Below are 20,774 nucleotides of genomic sequence, written 5' to 3'. Positions count from 1 at the left end.
CATGGCTAGATTCATCGTTATTGTGCTGGATGGTTTCGGGATCGGAGAAATGCCCGATGTGCTCAGACAACGGCCACAAGATATCGGGGCAAACACGGCAGTAAAGTTACTCAACCATTTTCCGTTAAAACGGCTACCGACACTGGAACGGTTGGGATTACTGAATGCTCTCCCTGCAACACGTTCAATCATGCAGCCTAACCATGATGCCTGCTGGGGTAAAGCACTGCTGGCTCACTTCGGTTGCGATACTTTTATGGGCCATCAGGAGATCATGGGGACACAGCCCAAACCGCCGACCATTACCCCCTTCAGCCAGTCTATTACGGGCATTGAAATCGCACTAAAAGCGCAGGACTATCAGGTTGTTCGCTTCAGCCAAGATGGCCTGTCGCTGTTAGTCGTAAACAGCAGTGTGGTGATCGGTGATAACCTAGAAGCCGATTTAGGCCAAGTCTATAACCTTACCGCCAATTTCAATCAAATCAGCTTTGATGAGGTAAAGCGAATCGCACAGGTTGTCAGGCAGGCGAATACGGTTAGCCGCAATATTGCTTTCGGCGGGCATGTACCGAGCATGGATGCGATCTTTAACGCCATAGAAACTCAACAAAACGATCAGGGTATCCCGACTTATATTGGTGTTAATGCGCCCAATTCAGGAACCTATGAAAATGGGTTTCAAGTGGTGCATCTCGGTTATGGGGTTGATGCAAACACACAAGTTCCTCATTGCTTGCACCAAATAGGTATTCCGACCAATCTCTATGGCAAAGTAGCCGATATTGTCCAGAACGACACGGGCATCTCTTACCGGGAGGTGGTCGATACCAATCAAGTCTTCACCTTGTTACTGAATGATCTTAATCATCAAACAACCGGTTTTTTTTGCGCCAATGTGCAGGAGACAGATCTTTCCGGTCATCAGCAAGATCCGAAACGCTATTGGCAAATTTTAGAAAAAGCCGATGCAGGCATAAACCGAGTAATCAATACCATGGCCATCGACGATCTCTTAGTGGTTATGGCCGATCATGGTAATGACCCGTTTATTGGCCATACCAAGCACACCCGCGAAATGGTACCTGTTTTGGTCTACCGCGCAAATCAATCCAACAAGCACTATGGAGAATTAACCACCCTTGCTGATATTGGTGCCAGTGCCGCCGAATTCTTTGGCGCAAACTGGCCAGAGTCCGGCCAAGCGAGTATTACCTAATACCAAGGTAAAAAAAGGCTCCCTGGCTGGGGGAGCCTCAGTCAAATGACTAAAGAATTGAAAGGTGGAGCAAGGGTAATTATTAAGCGTTTTTTAATGCATATTGAATAAGTTTTGCCGCCAGTTTTGCGGTATGGTTCTGATAGTCAAATTCGGTATTAAGCCCCGCCATATCCATGATCCTGACTTTACCACTGGCCATGATCTGCTTGATCACCATCTCAACCACAGCAAGGTTGACACCATAAATACGCGACATATTTACGCCTTCTGCGATCGCAGAAGAAAATACACCCAAATCAATACTCAGATGAACATGATCCACCTTATCAAGATAGGCTTTTACTGTGGCTTGAATATGTTTCCGGTTTTTCATTTTCATTTGGCTATCCAGCAACCATTGCGCACCTAATTCTTTGGCATAGGCAAATGTTGCCTGAGTATTAGTGTGATCGCACATCCCAAGCCCAAGATAATGAAATTCACGCTGTTGTGCCTGACAATCACTAGCAACGGTATGGAAAGCGGATCCTGCACGCACAGCGAGTGTTCTTCTGAGCTGGAAATTAGCATCAATATTGATAATGCCCACGCGTGGCTCACAGGCATGAGGGATCTGAGCAATGCCATCAGAATGCATGTCGTTGGCAGCCTGATTCACCGTATCAGATAATGCCTGATAACTGGCTATCGCGACTTCATGTCCGCCGCCAAGCATAATCGGCATATGACCAAGCTGAAGCATGTCACGCAGTTTCTGATACTGGATAGACCGCATCGCATCAAAACTGCTTTCTGTCGTATCAGCGATGTCTTGTTCGTCAATCACACCCGCATCATACAGAGACATAGAGGCAGAGACAGGCAGTGCAGCTAAAGCCCGGCGGATGCCGTTCGGCCCATCTTTTGCGCCGCTGTGTGCATCGAAATAATTCAAACTGAGATCACTGGCAAGCCCCAACACCACGGCACCGATTTCACGTTGTTCTGAATAAGGTTCAATCATCGCGATAGGCTTATGTGACACTACGCGCTGGGTTGGTAGGGTAAACGAAAACCAACGTTTGAAATCCAACATGATTGATCCTTACTTAAGTCTGTCTGCTGTTATAAATCAGGTGGTAATACTCTCGCCGCTTGTAATACGGCAAAAATAATCTTATTTTTACGTTTAATGACACGATCTTCCGGCGCCATCACACTGACTGCACCAACGATCTTATTGCCTGAAAAAACAGGGGCGCTGACCCCAGAAACCCCAGCATCATATTCCGAGGTACTGATGGCATAACCATCATGCTTTATCTGTGCTAATTCACTTTGCCAGCGATCCAGCTCATCCGGCTCATGGATACCAAAATGATGCAAAATAGACATCATCCGCTGCTCAGTCATATGGGCTAAAATCACTTTGCCCGATGCACCCCGGATCAATGGCTGGCTCTGGCCTTCTTCATAGGCACAACGTAATGCGTGAGGGCTGTCTATTCGTGCCGTACACAAAGCCCTAAAACCGACGGGAACCAAATACGCCACCATTTCACCCGTCTGTTGCTGCACCCGCTTTAATACTTGGTGCACCCCACTCGATAGTGGTGAAAATTGCTGGAAGTTACGCAGTAATTGCAAGGCTGCCGGACCAATGCTGTAACAGCTTTGACGAGGGCTTTCTTCAATCAGGTTCCAGTTTTTTAAAATCACCAAATAGCGGTAAACGCTGCTGGTTGGCATACTTGTTTGTTCGCTCAGGGACTGTGCTGTCATCGGCTCATTCGCAGAGGCGATATGCATCAGCACCTGTAACATTTTTTCGTTCGCGTTCAGTTTGTATTTACTTGTCATGAGTTTTTTCCTTTGGCCGTAGCTATTAATCCCTACCCAACCATTTCACACAACACCAATTATCACTATGTGATAATTTAAATCAAATAAATCAAGATGATTATTACAATATAAGAAAATAGGCCATTCTAGCAAAAACAAAATGCCAAGCTGAGTATGACCAGAAAGGCCACCGATCCGGAAAGTCATCGACGCTACGTGAATTTGCCACAGATCATGACAAACCAATCATTGCATTGTCATGTAAATATGTAGCACTTATTTCATCCTGTTTTTCATACAATTCTTTGATCTATCAAAACAAAGAAAAACCAATAACCCACTCAAAAATCACATAACAACAAATCTTCATCAATACGATCACTATCAATTACCTCTGTTGCTCTTAACCCTTGAGCTAATATTGACACATTGCAATCGATTGCCATTAAATGACACATTAGCTAATGTGGCTAAGATATAAAACAAAAAATATTAAAGCATTGTTTTAATTAGATAAATAAAAATAACCCTTTGTAATTTGATTGTATGCCTTTGTAATCACCTGTAAATTGCCGACTTTATTTTCTCCCTTTTCGTGGTCCATTCTTGTGTTTAAAAACCTTTCTATCGGAAAGAAAATTGCATCTATTTTCACCTGTATTACCGTCTTACTTATTGCCTTTGCGTTTCACCTCCAGACTGAAGTAAATAATGTCAGAAGTGAAATTGTGAATTTAACTGACTCTACGATGCCTAGCGTGCTGCAAGTCGAAGACATGCGCTATGAGTTGTCATATATCCGACGCGCGCAATACGCTATTTTGACCTATGACGATCAACAAAGAGTTCGTCAGCGTATTGATCGCGCCAACCGTCAAACCGTCGCTGTTGAACAAAGGTTCAAAGCCTACGGTGCAACTGTCGCTTCAAAGTCTGAACAGCAAGTTTTTGATCGCCTGATGAATCATTGGCGTGAATACGAGCGCTCACTTAATGGCTATAATAAAGCGGCATATAATGGCGACATGGAGCAAGCCCGCTCTGTTCTTTCTGAGTCATTTGGTGAATATAACCGAGTAGAAAAAAGCATTAACGAACTGCGTAAAATGAACCTTGTTTTTATCAAAAACAATCAGCAAAGTGTTCTTGATAGCGTAGCCACCATGCTCACTCTGGCGATTGGCTCTGTCATGGCAATCACTGTTTTTATGATCGTCATGAATATCTTCCTGACCCGCCAGATCTGTCGCCCACTAAACCTGATCATGGAACAATCTGGTGCCATCGCTCAAGGTAATCTGGCTTATAAGCTAGACCGAGCGCAGATCGGTAATGATGAGTTAGGTAAGCTGGCTGACTCCAGTATCACCATGCAAGCGGATCTGCGCCGCCTGATCGAAGACATTATTGCGGCAGTCACCCAACTCAGCTCCGCGGTGGAAGAAGTCAGTGCTGTTGCGGCTCAAACATCTGCAGGGATGGATAGCCAGCAAACGGAAATCACCACCGTGGCGACCGCCATGGATCAAATGCGCGCAACGGTCGCAGAAGTAGCCAGTAACACTGAAAATGCCTCAACCTCTGCCATTGAAGCAAACCACGAAGCACAGCAAGGCGCACAGGAAGTTAGCCAGACGGTAAATCAAATTCAGCGAGCGTCAGATGAAATTGAAAATGCGGGAGCACTTGTCGCCCAACTTGAAAAAGAATCGACCAACATCAGCATGGTGGTTGATGTGATTCGGGACATTGCCGAGCAGACGAACTTGCTGGCATTGAACGCCGCTATCGAAGCGGCTCGGGCGGGTGAGCAAGGTCGTGGCTTTGCCGTGGTTGCCGATGAAGTGCGTACACTGGCAGGCCGTACTCAGCATTCCACCGGAGAAATTATCTCTATTATTGAGAAGCTACAGAAAAGTGCGAACGAAGCACGTGAAGCCACAACGGTAAGTTGTTCTCTGATCCAATCTTGTGTGACGCAAAGTCAGGGAACCGGAGAGAAAATCCACTCTATTGAGTCCACCGTCAGCCATATCGCCGATATGAGTGTACAAATTGCCAGTGCATGCAGTGAGCAAGATTCCGTGACAGAAGATCTGCAGCGCAGCGTTGCCCGCATCAATGCCTCTTCTACTGAAGTCGCTCAAGGTGCTAGCCATACGACACAAGCATGTAATGAGCTAAACCAATTGGCGAGCAGTCTCCAAAACACCATGAGTAAATTCCGTTTATTATAAACGTGATGCATTAATTCATTTGTTTTTATCAAAGCCAGCAAACACTGGCTTTGTTTTAATTTTAAGCGTTATATCTACATTTCGTAATTAAAATGAACCACATCATAGCTAAAACATAAAGCTAGAATGCTATGCCGTTGTTAAACATTGTAATTTTCTGTAAAAAAGTATAAATTACGCTGCTTATTATTAATTGTCTTGTTGTTGTGGTTCATTATCGTGTTTAAAAATCTTTCAATTGGAAAGAAGATTGCTTCTATTTTTGCCTGTATTATCACCCTTTTAATTATCTTTACTTTTTTCCTTCATTCTGAAATTAATTTAGTCAGAAATAATATCGTTAATCTTACTGATTCTACTATTCCTAGCGTGTTGCAAGTGGAAGATATGCGTTATGAACTATCGTATGTCCGTCGTAATCAGTATGCGCTTTTGTCATATAACGATCTGCAAGAAATCCGCTCCCGTATTAATCAAACCAATAGCCAGACACAAAGTATTGAGCAGATGTTCAAAGCATACGGTGCCACCGTAGCCTCAAGCAGTGAACAGCAACTGTTTGACCGTCTTAGTCGCAATTGGAATGACTATAAGCGTTCACTGAATGGCTTCAATGAAGCGGCATACAATAACGACATGAAGACAGCCCGCGATATTCTCGCCAAATCATTTGAAGAGTATGGCGCCCTCGAAAAAAGCATCAACGAATTACGCGGTATGAACCTTGATTTCGTAAAAAGTAATCAACGAAGTATTCTTGATAGCGTTTCAGCTATGCTGCTGCTAGCCATTGCCTCGATCATTGCAATCACTCTATTTATGATTGCCATGAATATATTCCTAACCCGTCAGATCTGCCGCCCACTCAGCCTGGTCATGGCGCAATCTGACGCGATTGCAAATGGTAATCTGGCTTATAAATTGGACCGAGAGCAAATCGGTAATGATGAGCTGGGTAAACTAGCTGATTCTAGCATCACCATGCAAGCAGACCTGCGCCACCTAATCGAAGATATCATTGCTGCGGTCACCCAGCTTAGTTCAGCGGTGGAAGAAGTCAGTGCTGTAGCATCCCAAACATCTGCAGGTATGGACAACCAGCAGGCAGAGATCACCACCGTGGCGACCGCCATGGATCAAATGCGTGCCACCGTTGCGGAAGTGGCGAGTAACACAGAAAATGCATCAACCTCTGCCATTGAAGCAAACAATGAAGCACAACAAGGTGCGCAGGAAGTCAGCCAAACCGTTAACCAAATCCAGCGTGCATCTGATGAAATTGAAAATGCAGGATCGCTGGTTTCCCAACTTGAAAAAGAATCGGCTAACATCAGCATGGTGGTTGATGTGATCCGTGATATTGCTGAGCAGACAAACTTGCTAGCATTGAACGCCGCTATCGAGGCTGCTCGTGCGGGTGAGCAAGGCCGTGGCTTTGCCGTTGTTGCCGATGAAGTACGAACACTGGCAGGCCGTACCCAGCACTCGACCGGAGAAATCATCTCAATTATTGAGAAGCTGCAGAAAAGTGCTAATGAGGCGCGTGAAGCGACGACAGTCAGTTGTTCTTTGATCCATTCATGTGTCACCCAGAGCCATGACACTGGAGAGAAGATCCACTCTATCGAGTCGACCGTTAGTCAAATTGCGGATATGAGTGTACAGATTGCCAGCGCATGCAGCGAGCAAGATTCGGTAACTGAAGAGCTGCAACGCAGCATCGGAAGAATCAATGAATCGTCAACAGAAGTAGCACAAGGCGCTAACCACACCACACAAGCTTGCAATGAGCTAAGCCAGCTTGCACACAGTCTTCAACAGACAATGAACCAATTTCGACTACTATAACCTTTATCGGTAAACGTCGATTTTTAATAAAGCCAGCTTTTGCTGGCTTTATTTTGATCGTATATACCCAGTTATCGCTAATTTTTCAAATAACATTAGTCTAAATATTTTTTAAATCGCTAAAATATAAACTCAACATGTGGCAACAACATATTCACTTATTTGTACTTGAAATAAATATCAATACATTAAAATCTTGATTTTTATTATTAACAACACATTAAATTATCCATTTAATAGCATTATTTCGCTCAACTCACATTCGTCTTTATAACTTAAAAAGAATAAATCACAACAAATTATTAGTCGTGAAAAATACCTCCCTTGTAAATGTTTGTAACAGAGTGTAAGTTTGTGTGCCTGTTTTACATTCCTATTATGGTTCATTATTGTGTTTAAAAATCTCCCAATCGGAAAGAAGATTGCTTCTATTTTCACGTGCATTGCTGTGCTTTTAATTGCCTTTGCTTTTCTTCTGCAAAATGAAACAGATATAGTTAAACGTGAGATTGCCAATTTAACTGATTCCACTGTTCCTAGTGTATTACAAGTAGAAGATCTGCGTTATGAACTATCATACGTACGCCGCACTCAATATGCGATTTTGTCATACACTAATATTCAAGATATTCGTACTCGTATTGATAAAGCCAATCGCCAAACGCAAGGCGTGGAACAAATGTTCAAAACATACGGTAAAACTGTTACTTCAAACCAGGAAAAGCAAATTTTTGATCGCCTTATTAATAACTGGGATGAATACAAACTTTTACTAAAGGGCTTCAATGATGCGGCCTACAATAAGGATATGGATGCTGCCCGCACTATACTCGCGAAATCTTTTACAAAGTATGGGGATATCGAGACAGGCATCAACGAACTGCGTAACATGAACCTCAACTTCGTAAAAGGCAATAAAGAAAGCATTATTGATAGCGTATCTGCGATGTTGTCTTTAGCCATCGTCTCTATCATCGCGATCACCGTATTTATGATCGCCATGAACATATTCCTAACCCGTCAAATTTGTCGCCCACTTAACCTAATCATGGAACAATCTGATGCCATTGCGAAGGGTAACCTGGCATTTAAACTTAACCGAGAGCTAATCGGCAATGATGAGCTGGGTAAAATGGCAGACTCAAGCATCATCATGCAAGCGGATCTTCGCCATCTCATTGAAGACATTATTTCAGCCGTTACTCAACTCAGTTCTGCCGTTGAAGAAGTCAGTGCTGTTGCCGCACAAACATCAACAGGAATGGACACTCAGCAGGCTGAAATCACTACCGTTGTCACAGCGATGGATCAAATGCGAGCAACGGTCGCTGACGTGGCCAGTAACACAGAAAACGCGTCAACCTCAGCCATTGAAGCAAACAATGAGGCCCAACAAGGTGCACAGGAAGTCAGCCAAACCGTTAATCAAATCCAACGTGCATCGGATGAAATTGAAAATGCTGGCGCGCTTGTCGCCCAGCTTGAAAAAGAATCGGCTAACATCAGCATGGTGGTTGATGTGATCCGTGATATTGCCGAGCAAACGAACCTACTGGCATTGAACGCTGCTATCGAAGCAGCTCGCGCAGGTGAGCAAGGACGCGGTTTTGCCGTGGTTGCCGATGAAGTGCGTACATTAGCGGGTCGAACTCAGCATTCAACGGGGGAAATTATTTCAATTATTGAAAAGCTCCAAAGAAGCGCTAACGATGCCCGTGAAGCAACAACAGAGAGCTGCTCACTTATCCACTCTTGTGTAAGCCAAAGCCACGGCACTGGCGAGAAAATGCACTCTATCGAGTCTACCGTCAGCATCATCGCTGACATGAGCGTACAGATTGCCAGCGCATGCAGTGAACAAGACTCCGTAACGGAAGAACTACAACGTAGTATCACTAGAATAAATGAATCATCGACAGAGGTGGCTCAAGGTGCGAATCATACAACACAAGCATGTAACGAGCTCAGCCAGTTGGCAAATAGCCTGCAGCAGGCCATGAACCAATTTCGACTGATCTAACCGTTATCGGTGACGACATCGTCCTAAGCCAGCCAGATCGCGGGCTTGGTTTGATGGTTTAACGCACATAAAAAAGGCCGCAAATATTGCGGCCTTCGTATCAGAACAATCTGAACTGAACTAAAAACTCAGTAGCTTACGACCGGTTGTTTTATCAGCCGTATTCGATGACTGATCAGGTTGATTCGCTTTAGCACCTGATTGCGTACCCGCTCTTCCATTCGCCTTACCGCCAACCTTGCCTTTCGCGGCCGCTCCTGACTTTTTGCTCTTAGCCGATTTAGCTGACGACTTCTCTTGACCTAATGAACGCACTTTACCGCGGGCGGGCTGAGAAGGTTCTGCCGCTGGTTTTTGGGGTTTAACAGGCTCATCGGATGCTTCAGTTACTGGCTTATCACATAACACCAAGTAGAATTCATTATTAAATTCAACGACGTCACCATCATAGACTTTACGACGCTTACGTTGCTCAAGCTCACCATTAACCGCGACGTATCCTTCGGATATCGCAAACTTAGCTTCACCGCCACCACTTACTGCATTGGCAATTTTCAACACTTTGTAAAGCTCGATAGGCTGGGCGTTGACTTCCACCCCAAGGGCTTCTACTTCATATTCTTCGTGTTCTTCAGACATATTCATAACCAGTGGTGACATAACAATAAATAATTCTACCCTAAAGCCTGCTCGCAATCACCGATTCGCTACGCTATTCTCATCAGCCTGACATGGCGCGCACTATGCTCGCTCTAAATCCACCATCTTGAAGTAGCTTGGGTATACGCTACGCCCTGCCATCTCCTCCTGCAAATAACCCGCAAGGGATGATGGTATTTTAACCACCATCAGCCACTATGGCATTCACATTTTTTACCCTAATACCTAAAGGCAAGCCGTCATGCTGACGTTTAATAAAGACTCTGTATTTATCAAAAACCAAGCCGCAATCAGTGAAGCATCAAATCAAGTGCGCAGTGAAAAAGAAATCAAGCAAGAACAAATCCGCCAGAGCCTGCTCTGTGCCGCTCGTCAAGCTGGTGGAATCTGTGAGGATGATGCGTGATTTCCCCCTCTGAACCACCACGACTATGATATTTATACATCGGCTTGGGTAATTCCTATTATCCAAGCTGAGATTCTTCTGCTATTCCTTTATTGATACTTCCAATGATTTCAATCAGGACGATCAGTATGCACTATTGGCTTTTTCTCTTCGCTTCACTCTCTTGGGTTACGCCAACTCTCGCTGAAGAACCTCAGGCTTATTCAGAACAAAGCATTTACGACAAGCCGTTAATGGAACGGTATGTACTCGATGAATTAAAAGCGCTGCGTAAAGATCAATTAGATCTTGAGCGCCGCATGACCATTGAAATCACCGACCGTGAACTGTCGGTTGCCGATAAATCGATGAACTACGCCAATGTCACCGTCACCTACTTTTTCTATCTGATCGCAGGCGCGGCCTCACTGTTTGCTCTTATTGGCTGGCAATCACTGCGCGAACTGCGCGACAACACCAAAAAAGTGGCCGACCAACAGTTGCATGATATTGCAGAACAATATGAACAGAAATTTCATTTACTTGAATTAGACTTAAAACGTAAGACTCGGATCATTACCCAAAACAACAAGGAAATTGAGACGATTAATGAGATCCACAACCTCTGGCTACGCTCACAAAACTTGCAAACACCAGAACAACGTATTGAAATATATGACGAAATATTAAAAATTCGCCCCGGTGATCTTGAAGCTCTCACTTATAAAGCTGATGCCGCAATGGAAACCCGCGAATTTAACTGGGCACTCAGCCTCTGTAACCGAGTACTCGACCTTGACCCTTCCAATGCTCACGCGCTGTACCAGCGAGCCTGTGCCTATGCTTGCCTTGGCGTGGAGGAGCAAGCAATTAAAGATCTGGAACTCGCGATTCAAGGCAGTGGTTCATTACGTGAGCTCGCCGCAGAAGAAAAAGATTTTGAATCACTGTGGGGCAACGAGCGATTTGAATCCCTCATGGACCCATCTGACTAGTGACATCAATCACATGTGAGTAATTATCGAAAGATTAGGACTTTTCTCCATCCTGCTGTAAGCTAGCCCGCTTGCTGCCCATTGTGAGGCAGATCAAACTTTTCATCAGACTGAGAATTTTCTATGAGTTTTGCCTCTCTGGGACTTTGTACCCCTATCCTTGACGCTGTTGCTAACCAAGGCTATGAATCACCATCTCCAATTCAGGCGCAGGCAATACCTGCTGTTCTCGAAGGCAGAGATGTCATGGCGGCAGCGCAAACAGGTACCGGCAAAACTGCAGGCTTTACCCTTCCTATCTTAGAGCGCTTAAACAAAGGCCCTAAGGTACGAGCCAATCAAGTGCGTGCGCTGATCCTAACACCGACTCGTGAACTGGCGGCGCAGGTTCATGAAAACGTTGCTACCTATTCTAAACATCTACCACTTAGTTCAGCGGTTATCTTTGGCGGCGTTAAAATTAACCCGCAAATGATGCGCATGCGTCAAGGTGCAGATGTATTAGTTGCAACACCTGGTCGCTTACTGGATCTGTATAGCCAAAACGCGGTTAAATTTGATCAATTGGAAGTCTTGGTTCTGGATGAAGCAGACCGCATGCTAGACATGGGTTTTATTCGTGATATCAAAAAAATATTGAAATTTCTTCCAGCTCAACGCCAGAACTTACTGTTCTCAGCAACTTTCTCAGAAGAAATCCGCGAACTGGCTCGTAATCTAACCAACAATCCGGTTGAGATTTCAGTCACTCCGCGTAACAGCACCGCGACCACGGTTGAACAGCTCGTACACCCTGTCGATAAAGCGAAAAAATCGGCGTTATTGACCAAGCTGATCCAAGAAAAAAAGTGGAAACAAGCCCTTGTTTTCACCCGTACGAAGCACGGTGCTAACCGTCTGGCGGCCTTCCTTGAAGCAAGAAACATTACAGCTGCGGCCATTCACGGAAACAAGAGTCAAGGTGCTCGTACCAAGGCACTGGCTAACTTCAAAACCGGTGAAATACGTATTCTGGTTGCAACGGATATCGCAGCCCGTGGCATTGATATCGACCAGCTACCGCAAGTTGTCAACTTTGAACTACCGAATATTGCTGAAGACTATGTTCACCGTATTGGCCGTACTGGCCGTGCTGGCGCAAATGGTCAAGCTATCTCTCTTGTTTGTGCCGAAGAGTTTAAAGAACTTAATGCTATTGAGCAGTTAACCCAAAAGCACCTTGAGCGTGAAGAAGTATTTGGTTTTGCGCCAAGTGCTAAACTGCCAAATTCACAGGCTCTTAAGCCCGTAAAAGTTAAGAAGCCAAAGAAAGTTAAAGTCGATATGGAGAAAGGCGATAGCCGTAACCAGAACGACAAACAATCAGCCAAACCACAAGGACAACGTCGACCACAACGTCCTGCTCAAGCTAACCGTAGCTCGCAAGGTCAGCAGCGGTCTCAAGAACAGCAGCCTCGTAACGGTCAGTCTCGTGGTGGCAACAGCCAAAACCGTTCTAACAACAATGGTCAGGCACAACAGAACGGCCAGGCTCAGAACAATGAAAATGGTGCAAATAAGCCATCTTCTGCACGTCGTCGTAACAACAATGACAGTGCACGCAGCCATGATGCAAAACGAAGCGGCCCTAAAAGCACTGGCTTCAAAAAACCACAAGGCCGCAATGTAAACCGTAATGGCAATAAAGCGGCTCAATCCGCTTAATTGCAAAAACCTGTTTGCATATCAATAATACGATACCCAAGCTACCTCAATATGCTCGTTTCAGCGAGAATGTATTGGCTTCTAATCAAGGCGCAGATTTGTAGACATAGTGGATCTACGTTAAAAATTAGCAACACAGAGTAGAAGCCAAAACAACTCGCCCTTTGGGAGTGAATTAGCACACCCACTTCAGTGTCAAATTAGCTTGGAAGGGAATAGCCATTCCCGCGCTAATTTTCCTTGAATTGAGCGTGCTAAGCTCACTCTGAATCCTGGATATTGAGATAACTTGGGTATATAAGGCCAGCATATTATAATGCTGGCCTTTTTCGATCGGTTTCATTTTGGACGTTATCGTATGTTTTTAATCAAACGCACAATTTTCTTGCTTCTTACTCTTCTCAGTCCCCAACTACTGGCGGCTACCTTTGACCAGTTAGCCGCCGATAAGCACTCAAATTTTCAAGTTATCGACTGTCGTAACAGCAACTATTTCAACGGTTGGCCTCAAGCCAATCAGTCACGCGGTGGGCACTTCCCCGGCGCGATCAATTTTGATGCCGACTGGCTCAGTACTCTTCGCCCGCCGGAACTCGGTAGCTTATTAGAATCAAGAAGCATTGACCTTCACAAGCCCACCTATCTCTATTGCGATGCTGACAAAGCCAATTTGCTTAAACAGCAGTTTAATAAACTGGGCAACCATCAAGTGACCATCATCACTGACAACGTCACGACCTATTCTGGCGAGTTGTCGGCACTGAAAAACTACCAACAACTCGTTCCGGCACAATGGCTGAATCAGTTAATTGAAGGTAAAACGGTTAGCCATGCGCCGAAGAAAGGATTTGCCGTGGTAGAAGTTGCCTGGGGACCACCGACAAAATACCTTGCATCGCATATTCCATCATCCCTGTACCTTAATACCAATTTGCTGGAATCTGAGCCATGGTGGAACCATGTTGATGCGAAGCAATTAACTGACCTATTGAAAGAGCTTGGGATCCGATACGATACAACGGTGATCCTATATGGTCGGGATAATACGGCCGCTGCGCGGGCTGCCAATATTATGATGTATGCAGGGGTTGAAGATGTTCGTCTGCTCAATGGCGGCTGGGCATCTTGGATCAATGCAGGCTTCGCCACTGAACCCTTATTCAATCGTGCTCAGCCCGTTGACTTTGGACGTACTATTCCAGCCAATCCACAATACATTATTGATGTACCGCAGGCACGTAAGGTACTGGCCGATCAGGAAAACCAATCGCTGGTGAGCATTCGCAGTTGGCCAGAGTATATCGGTGAAACCAGTGGCTACCGCTACATTGAGCCCAAAGGCCGTATTACCGGTTCAAAATGGGGTCATGCCGGCTCTGATGCCTATCATCTTGAAGACTTCCGTAACCCAGATGACACCATGATCAGTGCCAATATCATGACTAAATTCTGGCAAGACTGGAACATCGATAAAGATCAAAATGTCTCATTTTATTGCGGAACGGGCTGGCGGGCATCAGAAGCCTTCTTCTATGCCTATGTGATGGGCTGGGAACAGATCAGCGTATTTGACGGTGGCTGGTTTGAATGGAGCGGTGACACAAGTAACCCAACTCAAACGGGCGATATCCCTAATGCACCCAAAGCCCCTCATCACTAAGATATAACTAATTGATACCAAAATAAAAAAGGCGACTGATGAATATCAGCCGCCTTTTAATTTATCCAAATTATTGATAATGGTTACAGACTAAGTATATCGGCAAAGGTCACCTGTAATGCTTGCTTAGAAGCCTCAAAAGTATCCGTTAAGACAGTGGGCTCAAGATGATCAATATCCCCTTCTTTCGCGCCCTTCTCATAGGCTAAGCAAACGCAGTGCAACCGCATTAACCCCATGGTGCCTGCCGCTCCCTTTAGGGTATGGGCATGATTGACGACATCAGCCAGATTACCGTGTTCAATCGCGAGTAATAGCTTTGCTAAGGTTTCACCGGATGTGTCAATGAACAAGATAATGATTTTCTTAATCATATCCTCGCCTAACACGCTTAAATCTCGTCCCAGTACTGCGTCATCCAACACCACCGCTTCATCATTCATTGTCTCATCGCACATTGGCTCACCACACATTGGTTCATCACTTGTTTCACTTTCGGCTATTATCCATTGATCCATACCGTTTGTGGCAATATTGCAGGATGGTTTTACTCGGTTATCTCCCACCAACAAGCGTGCAATAAGTGCTTCGAGCTGATGCTCCACTAATGGTTTAGGTAAAAAGCCAGAGAAACCTGAATTCAGATATTGCTCAACTTCTTCACTGAATACGTGTGCAGAGAAAGCCACCATCGGGGTCGGTCGATGATCCGCATGCACGGCAGATGTGGCCTCTATCTGTCGAAGCTGACCTAATAAGGTCACACCATCAGTATCTGGCAAGTTGATATCCAGTAATGCAAGATCAAACGCATGCTGCTGATAGAGTTCTTCAGCGTGTTTACCGTATTCTGCAACAACGACAGTGTGCCCAAGGCGACGTAAGAAGCCTTCCGCGACCAGACTATTCACCGGATTATCTTCAACAAGCAGAATGTGGGCCGACGGAATACTCTCTTTTTCAACCACCTCAAGCGCAGGGATCTGCTCTCCAAGCTCTAGCGTCAAAGTAAACCAGAAACAGCTACCTTCACCGGGCTCCGAGGTCAGGCCAATTTCACCCCCCATTGCTTCAACAATCCGTTTACTGATCGCAAGACCCAGGCCAGTACCACCTGCCGTTTGACGCCCTTCATTGGATTGTTTAAATGCATCAAACATGCTCTGCTGTTCATCATGCGGGATCCCAACGCCAGTATCTTCGACTTCAAAATGCAATCGTCCAGGAGCATGAGCTGAGGCGCTAATATATACAGTTACCTGTCCATGCTCGGTAAACTTAATGGCATTACCGACTAAGTTCACCAATACTTGTCGAATCCGGGTTGCATCCCCTCGCCAGTATTCCGCTACGTTATCATCAATCTCAGTCACTAATTCGATCTGTTTCGCCAGAGCCCGACTTGACAGCATATTACTGACATCATTCACCAATACAGGCAATGAGAAGTGACTGGTTCGAATATCCAGATGCCCGGCTTCAATTTTCGAATAATCGAGCACATCATTAAGAATATCGAGTAAAGTTTCACCACTGCGGTTGATCACCTGAAGGTAATTGGCCTGTTTCGCATTTAAGCCCGTATCCGCCAACAGTGAAGCCGTACCCAATACCCCATTCATCGGAGTACGGATTTCATGGCTCATGGTCGCGAGGAACGCTGACTTGGCACGGTTGGCCTGTTCCGCTTCTACCCGCGCTTTGGCATGGTTCTTCACTTCCTGATTAAGCTGGTTATTGGCCTGTTCCAGTTGGCTGGTGCGCTCTGCGACTAAACGCTCTAGGCTGGTTTTATGATGCTGTAATTCAAGTCGAATTTTTGATTCAACCTCCGTCAACCGATACCGCTCATAAGCCGTATCGCGGGCGACCATGATCGCCCGTCCCATCTGAGCTAACTCATCATCCCCTTGAGTATTTAACCGAATATCAAGATCACCACGCGCTAGTGACATCAATGCCTTGCTATAATCGTTAATTCGGCTGATCACTCGGGCATAAACAAAACGCCACATAATCATTACCAGTGCTAGCATGCCCAGCGCAGAAATGGCTATCAAGCTATTACGTGCTACTGTCAGGGTATTGTCTACCTCCGTGATGGCCTGCTGCGTACCATCATTCGCAGCATTGATGATGTCATCGACGGTTTGATTCAACTGCTGAAATAACACTAGGTTCTTCTGCTCCATGCGTTCAACGTCCTGCTTCGCATGCATCAGCTCTTCTAGTGCATTAAAATAGCGACCACCAATATTTAATTCGATTGCTAATACCTGTAACTGCTTTGACCGGCTGGGATCTTCAACTGACTTTACCCGCTGTTGGATCACAGACACCGCATAGTTATAACGTGCTTTTAACTGTTTCAGTTGCTCTATCGTGAACACCTGATCGCTATCATCCAGCATGTTAATCACCTGCAGTGACAAAAAGCGTAGCTCGAACAGGCGCTCACTCAAATCCATGTCAACTTCAACTAAACTATCTAATGCATTAAATACTGCTCGATTATTCCCTTTCTCAACCAAGTCATAAATGCGTGACACATTGGCAACCGCAATCGCATTGGCGTTCGACACCTGCGACTGAGACAATGAATCAATGTCTAGCGTGGCTGCACTCATTCTGTCTTTCATCGCCGCAACAGTTTCTACCAGTGTCAGCTTTCGCCCCACCAGCACCCCTTGCATGGCAAGGTTGTTGACGATATTTTCAATGTCAGTTTCCAGCTGCCCCATCAATTTAGGATCAAAGGAATATTTGTCCAGAGCCTGTAAACTGCGATTCAACGACTGAATATGAATAGTGAGTGATCGGCCTTGCCGAAGGCGCTCTTGCTCGTCCTTTGATTTTGTCAGCACCTGCGCATTAAAAATAATTCGAGTACTGAGGTCGGACAGATGGCGAGCCTCCGCCAATGCGGGCACGGCAGAATTGATCACTATTCGCTCAGTTTTAGCCACCAACGAAAAACCAGCGACACCAATCACTACCGCAATGATCATCAGGCCGGCCATCATAGAAAAAGCGATCAGCAACTTCTGACCAATACCTCTGGGTGTAAATGTCATATCAAACAACCACGACGAAAAGGGGTATAAATTAAAAATGTATAACGGTGGAATCTAACAGAAAACCGTAAAAATGGTATTATATACACAAGCAACATCAAGATGCAGGATTCACGGCCTGTATATTAAGGTAATTGGTTACAACATGATAAATAAATGGTTTCTGGCACTACTGTTACTCACTGGCATCAGCCAGTCAGCGAATGCCGTAGAGATCCTGACTTACACTCCACCTTTCAGTGCAGATAAAAAAGCAACCGTCATTCAATATCGACCTCTCACAACGGCCAGTAAGCCATGGAAGCTATGTGCCGTTTATCCCCATCTCAGGGATTCCTACTGGTTATCGATTGACTACGGCATGGTCGAACACGCTAAACAGTTGGGTGTACAACTCAATGTGTTGGAAGCGGGCGGCTACACGAATCTCGACAAACAACAAAGCCAATTAGAAGAATGTCGAGAATGGGGAGCCGATGCAATTATTCTGGGCACTGTGGATAGCAGTGCGTATAACGGTAAATTCAGCCAACTAACGGGTGATATTCCAATTTTCTCAACTATCAACTACCTTGATAATTCAGATCCCGACAGTAAGGAACACATTATTGCCCGCGTCGGTATCGACTGGTACAACATGGGATATAAAGCAGGGGAGTTTCTCGCTAAACGCCACCCACGAGATAGCGGGATTATGAATATTGCCTTGCTCCCTGGTCCACTCAAACGAGGCGGAACCAAGCCGGTCGTACAAGGATTCATTGATGCTACGGCTAACAGCGATATTAATATCGTCACCACGCTATGGGCTGATAATAGTAAAGAATTGCAACGTAACTTGATCCACCAACTATTCTCTTCAGGTCACCATATCGACTACATCGTTGGCGGTGCTGTCGCGACTGAAGTCGCCATCAGTGAACTGCGTACAGCCGGAAAGAGTCACGATATAGATCTGGTTTCGACCTACCTCAGCCATGGGGTCTACCGCGGTCTGCTGCGTAATAAGATCTTGTTTGCCCCGACGGACAAAATGGCGCAGCAAGCCATGCTGTCGGTCGATCAAGCGGTCCGATACCTAGAGCATAAACCACTACAACGTGACTTGGCCCCCATTGTTGAAGGCCTGACTCCGTCACATCTGCCAGAAGCGGTCATTGCCGATTCCCTGTCGCCAGCAGAATTTCGTCCCGTATTCAACGTCCCTTAAAAATCACAACAGCATTAAAACCATGCTAGGCCGCTTATACTGACTAGCGGCCTAACAGACTAAACTGAAAATATGTTAGCTCGCTTTGATTTCGCAATATTTTTTTGTACATCTTCAGTCAGCTCTGGTACTTATACGCAAGCCTCATTCTCGTATCCCGTGCTTGCTCTGCCTCACACGGCAATCCAGAGGATAAGGTTTTTCACCCCTGCTACCTCGTCTCTAAGTGGAGTTCTTGATGCACGTAACCACGCGTACAATGGAAACAAATAAACATATCGCACTCGTTGCCCACGACAACTGCAAAACCCATCTACTACGCTGGGTGACAGAACACAAAGACAAACTCAAAGAGCATACCTTGTATGCCACAGGCACAACTGGTCATCTGATTTCGAGTAAATCAGGGCTAGATGTAACGTGTTTGCTCAGTGGCCCAATGGGGGGAGATCAACAATTAGGTGCGCTTATTTCTGAAGGAAAAATCGATATGATGATTTTCTTCTGGGATCCGCTTAATGCCGTACCTCATGATCCAGACGTCAAAGCGTTACTGCGTATCTCTGCGGTATGGAATATTCCTGTTGCCACAAACCGAGCCAGTGCGAATTTTATGATCTCGTCACCCATGCTTGCTGAAGAAGTGGATATTGAGATACCCGATTACAAAGCCTATCTTCACGAACGTCTGGGCGAATAACCCACAGCCTTCAAGTACATTCTTCGACCCTGCATACCCCAGTTACCTCAATATGCAGGGTTTTTCATTCTTAGCCACCCTATGCAGAGCCACCCTCACCCCACATGGCTTACCCCTCGTATTTTCTCATTTTCGGTTTCATTGATTAGTCTCTCATTATTTCAATACGCCAAGCTGCAAATATGGTTTATGGTTAATTGGATAATAAAAAAACAACATCTACCCAGTGAGCAGTGGCCAATGAAAGCATGGAGATTAATTCAGCCAGAAGGGATTAGCAGTTTGTCCCTCTCCCAGGCCGTAAAACCGACACCTGCAGCAGATGAAATCTGTATACAAGTCAAAGCCATCGGCCTTAATCCTATCGATTATAAGCTGGCCTCTTGGGGCTATGCGACCTGGCAATATCCTCACGTTATCGGTTTAGATATTGCTGGCACCGTGTCGCTTGTGGGCAAAAATGTTCATCACTTCCAGTCAGGTGATCGAGTCATGTGTTTTTTAGACCCTCGTACGGCTGGAGGTTTCGCCCAATTTACCACTGCAAAAGCGTATGCGGTGAGTCGCCTGCCAGATAGCGTTAGCTTCACAGACGCGGCAGCCCTCCCCTGTGCTGGGTATTCTGCCTGGATAGCTGTGCATGATAAACTCAGGCTAGAGGCCGGTCAGAGTATCGCCATCACGGGCGCAGGAGGGGGCGTTGGCGGGTTTGCAGCACAACTAGCCAAACAGGCAGGAGCGACCGTTTATGCGATAGCCGAAAGCCAACATCACCCGCGTTTACTCAAATACGGTATCGACGAGGTGATTGACCCGCAAACCGACAATACCGCCATGCGGCTGATTGAGCTCACTGAAGACAAGTTAGTCCATGCGGTTATTGATTGTGTGTCTGCCAAGTCAGGCAGTGTCATGAGCGCACTGATCCGCTACAACGGCCACATCGTCATGGTTGCGGATCAATTCAATCAAGTCCCTTTGCTGGCAACGACAAAGGCCTTAAGCCTGCACGAAGTTGCTCTGCATGGTACTTATGCCCACGGCCATATTGAACATGTCCAGCACCTTGCCAATATCGGTAATGCACTGGCCAATCGGGTCAGTGACGGAACCTTGGATCCCATGGTGGATCATATCTACCCCTTCAACCAACTCGCCGCTGGGTTAACACTCCTGAAAACCCAGCAGCACAGTGGCAAACTGGTGGTCACGATGGCGTAATCTCAAAGAGAGCCATA

General features: G+C 45.7%; 15 protein-coding genes. 11 read left to right on the top strand and 4 right to left on the bottom strand.

Features of this window, described 5'->3' with window-relative positions; genetic code table 11:
• The first annotated feature begins 1 nt into the window (after window position 1).
• Entirely contained in the window at window positions 2–1,219 is a 1,218-nt protein-coding gene (locus L4D12_RS15680) for a phosphopentomutase (protein WP_428448782.1), read from the top strand.
• Between the two features lie 82 nt (window positions 1,220–1,301).
• Here L4D12_RS15680 and L4D12_RS15675 read toward each other — a convergent pair whose 3' ends face one another.
• Together L4D12_RS15675 and L4D12_RS15670 are read right to left on the bottom strand one after the other, a co-directional pair.
• Window positions 1,302–2,297 (bottom strand): arginase family protein, encoded by a 996-nt coding sequence (locus tag L4D12_RS15675; RefSeq protein WP_428448781.1) that lies wholly within the window; start codon window positions 2,295–2,297, stop codon window positions 1,302–1,304.
• A gap of 29 nt (window positions 2,298–2,326) precedes the next feature.
• Window positions 2,327–3,061 carry an IclR family transcriptional regulator gene (locus tag L4D12_RS15670; RefSeq protein WP_428448780.1) on the bottom strand — a complete coding sequence of 245 codons (735 nt, stop codon included), beginning with the start codon at window positions 3,059–3,061 and terminating at the stop codon, window positions 2,327–2,329.
• 590 nt (window positions 3,062–3,651) lie between these two features.
• Here L4D12_RS15670 and L4D12_RS15665 point away from each other — a divergent pair.
• The 3 genes from L4D12_RS15665 (at window position 3,652) to L4D12_RS15655 (ending at window position 9,148) form a co-directional block, all read left to right on the top strand.
• Window positions 3,652–5,280 (top strand): methyl-accepting chemotaxis protein, encoded by a 1,629-nt coding sequence (locus L4D12_RS15665; RefSeq protein WP_428448779.1) that lies wholly within the window; start codon window positions 3,652–3,654, stop codon window positions 5,278–5,280.
• Window positions 5,281–5,496: 216 nt separating this feature from the next.
• Window positions 5,497–7,128, top strand: coding sequence for a methyl-accepting chemotaxis protein (locus L4D12_RS15660; protein ID WP_428448824.1), 1,632 nt, complete (start codon window positions 5,497–5,499; stop codon window positions 7,126–7,128).
• A 388-nt stretch (window positions 7,129–7,516) separates the two neighbouring features.
• Window positions 7,517–9,148, top strand: coding sequence for a methyl-accepting chemotaxis protein (locus tag L4D12_RS15655; protein ID WP_428448823.1), 1,632 nt, complete (start codon window positions 7,517–7,519; stop codon window positions 9,146–9,148).
• A 120-nt stretch (window positions 9,149–9,268) separates the two neighbouring features.
• Here L4D12_RS15655 and L4D12_RS15650 read toward each other — a convergent pair whose 3' ends face one another.
• Window positions 9,269–9,793 carry an RNA-binding S4 domain-containing protein gene (locus L4D12_RS15650; RefSeq protein WP_428448822.1) on the bottom strand — a complete coding sequence of 175 codons (525 nt, stop codon included), beginning with the start codon at window positions 9,791–9,793 and terminating at the stop codon, window positions 9,269–9,271.
• Between the two features lie 256 nt (window positions 9,794–10,049).
• Here L4D12_RS15650 and L4D12_RS15645 point away from each other — a divergent pair, with 256 nt between their 5' ends.
• The 4 genes from L4D12_RS15645 to L4D12_RS15630 all read left to right on the top strand — a co-directional run bounded on the left by L4D12_RS15645 (window position 10,050) and on the right by L4D12_RS15630 (window position 14,552).
• Window positions 10,050–10,214 carry a hypothetical protein gene (locus L4D12_RS15645; protein WP_428448778.1) on the top strand — a complete coding sequence of 55 codons (165 nt, stop codon included), beginning with the start codon at window positions 10,050–10,052 and terminating at the stop codon, window positions 10,212–10,214.
• Window positions 10,215–10,342: 128 nt separating this feature from the next.
• Window positions 10,343–11,188, top strand: coding sequence for a TPR end-of-group domain-containing protein (locus tag L4D12_RS15640; RefSeq protein ID WP_428448777.1), 846 nt, complete (start codon window positions 10,343–10,345; stop codon window positions 11,186–11,188).
• A 123-nt stretch (window positions 11,189–11,311) separates the two neighbouring features.
• Window positions 11,312–12,892 (top strand): DEAD/DEAH box helicase, encoded by a 1,581-nt coding sequence (locus L4D12_RS15635; RefSeq protein ID WP_428448776.1) that lies wholly within the window; start codon window positions 11,312–11,314, stop codon window positions 12,890–12,892.
• 358 nt (window positions 12,893–13,250) lie between these two features.
• Window positions 13,251–14,552, top strand: a complete 1,302-nt coding sequence (locus L4D12_RS15630) for a rhodanese-like domain-containing protein (RefSeq protein ID WP_428448775.1) — start codon at window positions 13,251–13,253, stop codon at window positions 14,550–14,552.
• Window positions 14,553–14,635: 83 nt separating this feature from the next.
• Here the strand turns inward: L4D12_RS15630 and torS are convergent, their stop codons facing one another.
• Window positions 14,636–17,626, bottom strand: coding sequence for a TMAO reductase system sensor histidine kinase/response regulator TorS (torS, locus tag L4D12_RS15625; RefSeq protein WP_428448774.1), 2,991 nt, complete (start codon window positions 17,624–17,626; stop codon window positions 14,636–14,638).
• A 145-nt stretch (window positions 17,627–17,771) separates the two neighbouring features.
• Between torS and torT the strand changes: the two genes are divergently transcribed.
• The 3 genes from torT (at window position 17,772) to L4D12_RS15610 (ending at window position 20,757) form a co-directional block, all read left to right on the top strand.
• Window positions 17,772–18,836: a TMAO reductase system periplasmic protein TorT gene (gene torT / locus L4D12_RS15620; protein WP_428448773.1), complete on the top strand. Its 1,065-nt coding sequence runs from the start codon at window positions 17,772–17,774 to the stop codon at window positions 18,834–18,836.
• 238 nt (window positions 18,837–19,074) lie between these two features.
• A complete protein-coding gene (locus L4D12_RS15615) occupies window positions 19,075–19,536 on the top strand; it encodes a methylglyoxal synthase (protein WP_428448772.1) in 462 nt (153 codons plus the stop codon).
• Between the two features lie 240 nt (window positions 19,537–19,776).
• Window positions 19,777–20,757, top strand: coding sequence for a zinc-binding dehydrogenase (locus tag L4D12_RS15610; protein WP_428448771.1), 981 nt, complete (start codon window positions 19,777–19,779; stop codon window positions 20,755–20,757).
• Window positions 20,758–20,774 lie beyond the last annotated feature (17 nt).

The organism is Photobacterium nomapromontoriensis (assembly GCF_050336815.1).
GTDB classification, from domain to species: domain Bacteria; phylum Pseudomonadota; class Gammaproteobacteria; order Enterobacterales; family Vibrionaceae; genus Photobacterium; species Photobacterium nomapromontoriensis.
This window is presented reverse-complemented; position numbering and strand designations above follow the sequence as displayed.

Bases quoted from the DNA above. Each gene is read 5' to 3' on its own strand.
- torS (WP_428448774.1), bottom strand. From the start codon at position 17,626: ATGACATTTACACCCAGAGGTATTGGTCAGAAGTTGCTGATCGCTTTT.
- L4D12_RS15615 (WP_428448772.1), top strand. From the start codon at position 19,075: ATGCACGTAACCACGCGTACAATGGAAACAAATAAACATATCGCACTC.
- torT (WP_428448773.1), top strand. From the start codon at position 17,772: ATGATAAATAAATGGTTTCTGGCACTACTGTTACTCACTGGCATCAGC.
- L4D12_RS15635 (WP_428448776.1), top strand. From the start codon at position 11,312: ATGAGTTTTGCCTCTCTGGGACTTTGTACCCCTATCCTTGACGCTGTT.
- L4D12_RS15680 (WP_428448782.1), top strand. From the start codon at position 2: ATGGCTAGATTCATCGTTATTGTGCTGGATGGTTTCGGGATCGGAGAA.
- L4D12_RS15645 (WP_428448778.1), top strand. From the start codon at position 10,050: ATGCTGACGTTTAATAAAGACTCTGTATTTATCAAAAACCAAGCCGCA.
- L4D12_RS15630 (WP_428448775.1), top strand. From the start codon at position 13,251: ATGTTTTTAATCAAACGCACAATTTTCTTGCTTCTTACTCTTCTCAGT.
- L4D12_RS15670 (WP_428448780.1), bottom strand. From the start codon at position 3,061: ATGACAAGTAAATACAAACTGAACGCGAACGAAAAAATGTTACAGGTG.
- L4D12_RS15610 (WP_428448771.1), top strand. From the start codon at position 19,777: ATGAAAGCATGGAGATTAATTCAGCCAGAAGGGATTAGCAGTTTGTCC.
- L4D12_RS15675 (WP_428448781.1), bottom strand. From the start codon at position 2,297: ATGTTGGATTTCAAACGTTGGTTTTCGTTTACCCTACCAACCCAGCGC.
- L4D12_RS15650 (WP_428448822.1), bottom strand. From the start codon at position 9,793: ATGAATATGTCTGAAGAACACGAAGAATATGAAGTAGAAGCCCTTGGG.
- L4D12_RS15640 (WP_428448777.1), top strand. From the start codon at position 10,343: ATGCACTATTGGCTTTTTCTCTTCGCTTCACTCTCTTGGGTTACGCCA.